General features: G+C 41.5%; 8 protein-coding genes, 1 tRNA gene and 1 other RNA gene. 9 read left to right on the top strand and 1 reads right to left on the bottom strand.

Going from position 1 to position 6,042, the window contains the following annotated elements:
* Nucleotides 1–108 precede the first annotated feature (108 nt).
* Nucleotides 109–630, bottom strand: a complete 522-nt coding sequence (locus tag JOD17_RS21180) for a hypothetical protein (RefSeq protein WP_204699908.1) — start codon at nucleotides 628–630, stop codon at nucleotides 109–111.
* Nucleotides 631–858: 228 nt separating this feature from the next.
* On the opposite strand from JOD17_RS21180, the gene panD reads away from it, so the two are divergent.
* From panD to JOD17_RS21135, 9 genes are all read left to right on the top strand, one after another.
* Nucleotides 859–1,242 carry an aspartate 1-decarboxylase gene (gene panD, locus JOD17_RS21175; RefSeq protein ID WP_204699907.1) on the top strand — a complete coding sequence of 128 codons (384 nt, stop codon included), beginning with the start codon at nucleotides 859–861 and terminating at the stop codon, nucleotides 1,240–1,242.
* Between the two features lie 144 nt (nucleotides 1,243–1,386).
* Nucleotides 1,387–1,479, top strand: a tRNA-Ser gene (locus tag JOD17_RS21170).
* 45 nt (nucleotides 1,480–1,524) lie between these two features.
* Nucleotides 1,525–2,049 carry a tRNA adenosine(34) deaminase TadA gene (gene tadA / locus JOD17_RS21165; RefSeq protein WP_420827955.1) on the top strand — a complete coding sequence of 175 codons (525 nt, stop codon included), beginning with the start codon at nucleotides 1,525–1,527 and terminating at the stop codon, nucleotides 2,047–2,049.
* 26 nt (nucleotides 2,050–2,075) lie between these two features.
* Nucleotides 2,076–2,341: signal recognition particle sRNA large type (ffs, locus tag JOD17_RS21160), an RNA gene on the top strand.
* Between the two features lie 124 nt (nucleotides 2,342–2,465).
* Entirely contained in the window at nucleotides 2,466–4,199 is a 1,734-nt protein-coding gene (dnaX, locus tag JOD17_RS21155; protein WP_204699906.1) for a DNA polymerase III subunit gamma/tau, read from the top strand.
* Nucleotides 4,200–4,212: 13 nt separating this feature from the next.
* Nucleotides 4,213–4,524, top strand: coding sequence for a YbaB/EbfC family nucleoid-associated protein (locus JOD17_RS21150; protein WP_042358010.1), 312 nt, complete (start codon nucleotides 4,213–4,215; stop codon nucleotides 4,522–4,524).
* A gap of 13 nt (nucleotides 4,525–4,537) precedes the next feature.
* Entirely contained in the window at nucleotides 4,538–5,134 is a 597-nt protein-coding gene (gene recR, locus JOD17_RS21145; protein WP_042414398.1) for a recombination mediator RecR, read from the top strand.
* A complete protein-coding gene (locus tag JOD17_RS21140) occupies nucleotides 5,131–5,328 on the top strand; it encodes a DUF2508 family protein (protein WP_204699905.1) in 198 nt (65 codons plus the stop codon). The genes recR and JOD17_RS21140 overlap by 4 nt, the downstream gene beginning before the upstream one ends.
* Nucleotides 5,329–5,433: 105 nt before the next feature.
* A complete protein-coding gene (locus JOD17_RS21135; protein ID WP_204699904.1) occupies nucleotides 5,434–5,703 on the top strand; it encodes a pro-sigmaK processing inhibitor BofA family protein in 270 nt (89 codons plus the stop codon).
* Nucleotides 5,704–6,042: the final 339 nt, after the last annotated feature.

Below are 6,042 nucleotides of genomic sequence, written 5' to 3'. Positions count from 1 at the left end.
CCGTTCTTTTCTCTATTATAACAAAGCGTGGTTATGATTCGGCGTCTATAAATAAGAAAAAGCTGTTGAGAAATGACTTTCTCAACAGCCTGACATAACACAAATGTGTTATGCCTTACTTTCTGATTCTGCAATTTCATTTGCAACGTCTTCAGCTTTGCTACGACGAATCACGATTCGCTCGTCAATCTCATAAAAGGTCTGATCTAATGAGCGTTGGTCATTTTCATCGATGAGAGCGATAATAAATGGGTTTTCAGCTTCAATGCCATCTAATTTCCCATCAATGATTTTACTTTGATCATTAATTTTGTCTCCTGTAACAACAGCACCGATGAGTGATCCGATTCCACCGCCTAGTAGAACCCCAAAAGGGCCACCTAGAATTCCAACAACGGCACCGATCATTCCGCCTTTAAACCAGTCGTTGCTATGTTCTTGTTCTGTCGTAAATCCATCTTTATAGACCATATCGTCATTAATGCTCTTTTCAACGACAGCAGCTTGTACAATGCGATGTTCTGGGCCTTGGGAACGCTTTTTTAGCTCAGATAGTGCCTCATATGCTTGACTTTGCTCTGGGAATTTAACAAAAAGTAAGGACTGATTCTCAAGGTCCTTTTTTGCCACTTTGTGAGCCCCCTATCTTTAATCATAATGCTATAGTTCCCGCGTAATGAAGTTATAAACATGTAAATGCGATTCGTTTATGACAACTGTGTGATCAGTTATGTATACTAGGCTTAGACAACATCCTCGTTAGGAGTTGTACTTTTAATGAAGAATTGTTTCTTCCTTGGCCAAAAACATTTAACTTGGACCATTAATGATGGAGAAAACCGTTCAAAGGAGTAAGCGATGTACCGTCATATGATGAAAGCCAAATTGCATAAAGCGACCGTTACGGAAGCGAATCTGCACTATGTTGGTAGCGTTACAATCGATGAAGATTTACTTGATGCAGTTGATCTTGTCGAAAATGAAAAAGTACAAGTCGTGAACAATAACAATGGTGAGCGACTAGAAACGTATATTATAGCTGGAGAGCGCGGGAGCGGTGTGTTCTGTTTAAATGGGGCTGCCGCAAGACTTGTTCAACCTGGAGATGTTATTATTGTTATTGGCTATACAATGATTGAAGAAGCCGAATGTAAAGGTTATCAACCCAAAGTGGCTATACTAGATGAATCAAACAAGATTATTGAGCTAACAGGTACTGAACCTGCGCATACGATCAAGTAAGAAGTATATCGTTATGGTAAAATGGGCAGAACAGAGATGTTACGTGCAGTAAAAAAGTTTTTCAAAAGAAATTCATAAAAACTATTGCATTTCTCTATCTGTCCGTGATACTATAATTTTTGTCGGACACGTTGTATCACACACGGAGGAGTACCCAAGTCCGGCTGAAGGGAGCGGTCTTGAAAACCGCCAGGGGGTTAACGCCCCGCGGGGGTTCGAATCCCTCCTCCTCCGCCATATTTTTAAAACACGACCTACTTTATCATGAAGTGGTCTTTTTTTATGTCTAAATTTAAAAGAAAAGAGTTGTTTCATATGGAACAACAAAAACGTGACGAATACTTTATGGGTTTGGCTATTAAAGAGGCGAAAAAGGCGGAAGAGATTGATGAGGTGCCGATTGGTGCTGTCCTCGTTTATGAAGATGAGGTTATTGGTCGCGCTCATAATCGCCGTGAACATGATCAACATACGTTTACCCATGCAGAGTGTATGGCTATTTTGGAAGGGAATCGTGTGATTGGGTCTTGGCGTCTTGAAGAATGCACGTTATATGTAACGTTAGAGCCTTGTCCGATGTGTGCAGGTGCGATTGTGCAAGCGCGGATTCCTCGCGTTGTTTATGGAGCGAAAGATCCAAAGGCGGGTTACGCCGGGACACTCGCCAATGTGCTTCAAGATGAACGCTTAAATCACCAGTGCGTGGTAACCCCTAATGTGCTCGATCAGGAATGCAGTAAATTATTGACGGATTTTTTCAAAAAACTTCGTATGAGAAAGAAATTAAACAAGTCCATTGATTTCTAGTAACTGATCAGATATACTTTAACATGCCGTGCTAGGTGGGGAATTAGCGGTGCCCTGTACTTGCAATCCGCTATAGCAAGACTGAATCCCTTCCCGAGGTTTATGCGCTGCGAGGTCTGCCCTTTGTAAGTAGTGTTGACGTTTGGGTTCTACGCAACGGAAACATGTGAACCCTGTCAGGTCCGGAAGGAAGCAGCAGTAAGCATGACCTTTCGTGTGCCGTGGAGTTGCCTGAATCGAGCCAACTGCTTAGGTAACGCTTGTGGTGCATAGATCGACGGAAGGTGCGCGGTTACATAACATAGCTATTGAAGTCTCTCTTTACTAGAGGGGCTTTTTTCATTTTGAAAAAGACACTTCAAAACAGTATAATAGAAACAAAGCGTCAAAGGACTGGAAAGGAGGGGGCAGAAGCTATGAGCTATCAAGCATTATATCGCGTTTGGAGACCGAAACGGCTCGAAGACGTTGCAGGTCAAAATCACATCACGAAAACATTGCAAAACGCCCTCATCCAACAGAAAGTAGCGCACGCCTACTTGTTTAGTGGTCCGAGAGGAACGGGAAAAACGAGCGCTGCAAAAATTATGGCGAAAGCTGTGAACTGTGAGCATGCGCCGGTTGCTGAGCCATGTGATACATGCGATGCTTGCAAAGGGATCCAGAGTGGAGCGGTCGTTGACGTAATAGAAATTGATGCAGCGTCGAACAATGGTGTAGATGAAATTCGCTACATTCGTGACAATGTCATCGCAGCACCTCGAGATGTAAAGTATAAGGTATATATTATTGACGAGGTTCACATGCTCTCTACAGGAGCATTTAACGCATTACTGAAAACGCTCGAAGAGCCTCCAGCTCATGCGATCTTTATTTTAGCAACAACAGAATCTCATAAAATTCCGTTGACGATCATCTCAAGAACACAACGATTTGATTTTAAGCGAATTGGTCCGGAGACATTGATCAAGCGTATGTCTTACATTCTTGAACAAGTAGAAGCAGAATGTGAAGAGGATGCTTTACACCTTATTTCTCGAGTAGCAGAAGGCGGGATGCGTGATGCATTGAGTCTGCTTGATCAAGCATTATCATTTTCAGAAGATAACACGATTCGTACAGAAGATGTGCTTGCAATTACTGGAGCGGTATCTCAAGGTTTCTTAGCGGATGCTGTAGAGGCTATTATTGATGGAGATGCTGAAAAAGCCGTTCAAGCTGCGGATGCATTGATTCGAGAGGGGAAAGATCCTCTTCGTTTTATGGAAGACTTAATTTACTATTTACGTGATTTAATGCTTTATAAAACCGCACCGTCTCTTAATACACTATTAGATCGTGTTCAAGCTGATGATGCATTTGTATCAATGGCAGAGCGAGTGGAGAGCGCGTGGGTGTATGATAGCATTGAACGTCTTCACGGAGAGTTACGTGAAATGAAAGGTTCGTCTCATCCGAAGATTTTTCTTGAGATGGCCTTAATTCATGCAGCGAAAGCAGGCGGGGGTACAAACGTACCAGCGTTAGACCAAGGTGAAGTATCTCAACTTAAAGAGCAACTATCCCAGTTGCAAAAAGAACTTCATTCTGTGAAAACACAATCACCTGCAGCTTCTGGAGAAGAACAACATCAAAAAACTCCTCCGAAACGAAGGCCACAGCCAACGGCGCAAAACGGTGCATCCGTTAAACAAGCCACGCGAATGCTTCAACAAGCATCAAAAGAAGAGCGGGCGAAAATTGAAAGCAAGTGGGCAGATGTCTTGCGTACGATAAAGCAAGAAAGTGTTCCTGCTTCTGCATGGATTAATGATGCTAAGCCGGTAGCTGCTAGTACAGATGCATTGATTCTCGTTTTTCAAAATGAAATGCATCGTGGAATGATCGATGACAAATTTCGAACATTGACGGAAAGGGCTATTGCATCTAATAATGATCATAGCTACCAAATTATTACGCTTTTAAATCATCAATGGGAAGAGCTCAAATCGAACTTTAGATCTAACCAATCTGATGAAGATCAGAACTCGACGTCAGAAACAGAGCAAGCAGAAGTGAAAGAGGAAGAAGATCGCCTAATTACAGAGGCACATAAACTTGTCGGTGAAGAGTTTGTTCATGTCATTGACGATTCGCCGTCCAATTCTTAAGGAGGATTTTACGATGAAAAACATGGGTAACATGATGAAACAAATGCAAAAGATGCAAAAGCAAATGGCTGAGGCGCAAGAGAAACTAAAAGAAAAGACTGTTGAAGCGACAGCTGGAGGCGGGGCTGTTAAAGTTGTTGCTTCTGGGGACAAGCGTATCTTGGAAGTCATCATGGATGAGGAAGTTGTTGATCCTGAAGACGTAGAAATGCTACAAGACCTCGTACTTGCTGCGACAAATGATGCTTTGCAACAAGTAGACAAGCTTGTTGAGGAAGATTTAGGTAAGTTCACGAAGGGAATGAATATTCCTGGCCTAATGTAGGAGGAATGAATTCGTGCAATACCCTGCACCGATTTCTAAGTTAATCGAAGGATTTATGAAATTGCCAGGCATTGGTCCGAAAACGGCGAGTCGCTTGGCGTTTCACGTTTTGAATATGAAAGAAGATGATGTTCTTGAATTTGCAAAGGCACTCGTCAATGCAAAGCGAGATCTAACTCACTGTTCAGTTTGTTACTATATTACAGATAAAGATCCTTGCTTGATTTGTGATGATAGTCAGCGGGATCGTTCAGTCATCTGTGTTGTTGAGGATTCTAAAGATGTAATGGCTCTTGAGAAAATGCAAGAGTATCGTGGTCAATACCATGTCTTACACGGAGCCATTTCACCAATGGATGGTATTGGGCCTGAAGATATACGCATGGCAGAATTAATTAAGCGTCTGCAAGATGATACGATTAAAGAAGTTATGGTTGCAACAAACCCTTCAATAGAAGGAGAAGCAACAGCGATGTATTTATCAAGAATGATTAAGCCAACAGGAATACGTGTAACAAGACTTGCACATGGCTTACCTGTCGGTGGAGATTTAGAGTATGCAGATGAAGTGACACTGTCTAGAGCAGTGGAAGGACGTCGAGAACTTTGAAGCCAAAGAAAAAGGTTTATAAACGAGAAAAAGCACGAATCTACCATTTACTTGAACAACAAAAAGAAAAGCTTCATAGACAGAAGAAACATATGGAGAAGAGTATCGATCCAAGTCATGAAGCACTCACGTATGTAAAAGTAGAAGAAGCGAAGTATCGTTTTTATTTAAAAGAAGCGAGAAGAATGACGTAAGAAGAGCCGATTCCAAGGTTCTTCTTTTTTTATTAGAAATAAGGAAAGTCTAAACGAGTACAAGCATACAATGGTGAAAACTAGAAAGAAGAAGGGGATGTAAACATGGAGCCCATTGTACTTGTATCGATCATTGGAGTGGCAGTTTTTATATTAATGTTTGTAGGAGCCTCGTTAAAACCAGTGAAATGGATTGGTAATGGAGCGATCCGATTGCTATTAGGGGCAGTTGCTTTGTTTCTTATAAACTTATTTGGAAACTTAGCTGGTATTCACATGCCCATCAACCTATTCACAGCTTCTATCGCAGGATTCCTTGGTATACCAGGGGTTCTCATGCTTTTTGCTGTTCATTTTTTCGTGCTTCCATTCTAAAAATAGGAGCACGGAATATTTTTTAAAAAAAATATTACTAGATTTGTTGACAGTCTAATAGAACCCTGATAATATATTAAGAGTCGCCACAAGAGATCGCGAAACACAAACGATCACAACGAAAACTTTTTAAAAAAAGTTGTTGACGCGGACGACAAGAGATGATAAGATAATAAAGTCGCTGTCACAACGACAGCAACGCAAAACAAGCAAAACAATTGCCCTTTGAAAACTGAATGAAAGTTAAGCGAATTAAAGCAATAAAAGCTAGCGCTTCTATTATAGAAGTACGAGCCTCGTTGGCACCCCCGTGCTAACGAAAAAGGAAACACTTTCAAT

Origin of the sequence: Geomicrobium sediminis (genome assembly GCF_016908595.1) — a bacterium.
Lineage (GTDB): Bacteria > Bacillota > Bacilli > Bacillales > Marinococcaceae > Geomicrobium_A > Geomicrobium_A sediminis.
Note: the sequence above shows the minus strand (reverse complement) of the source record. Positions and strands in the feature narration are given on the sequence as shown.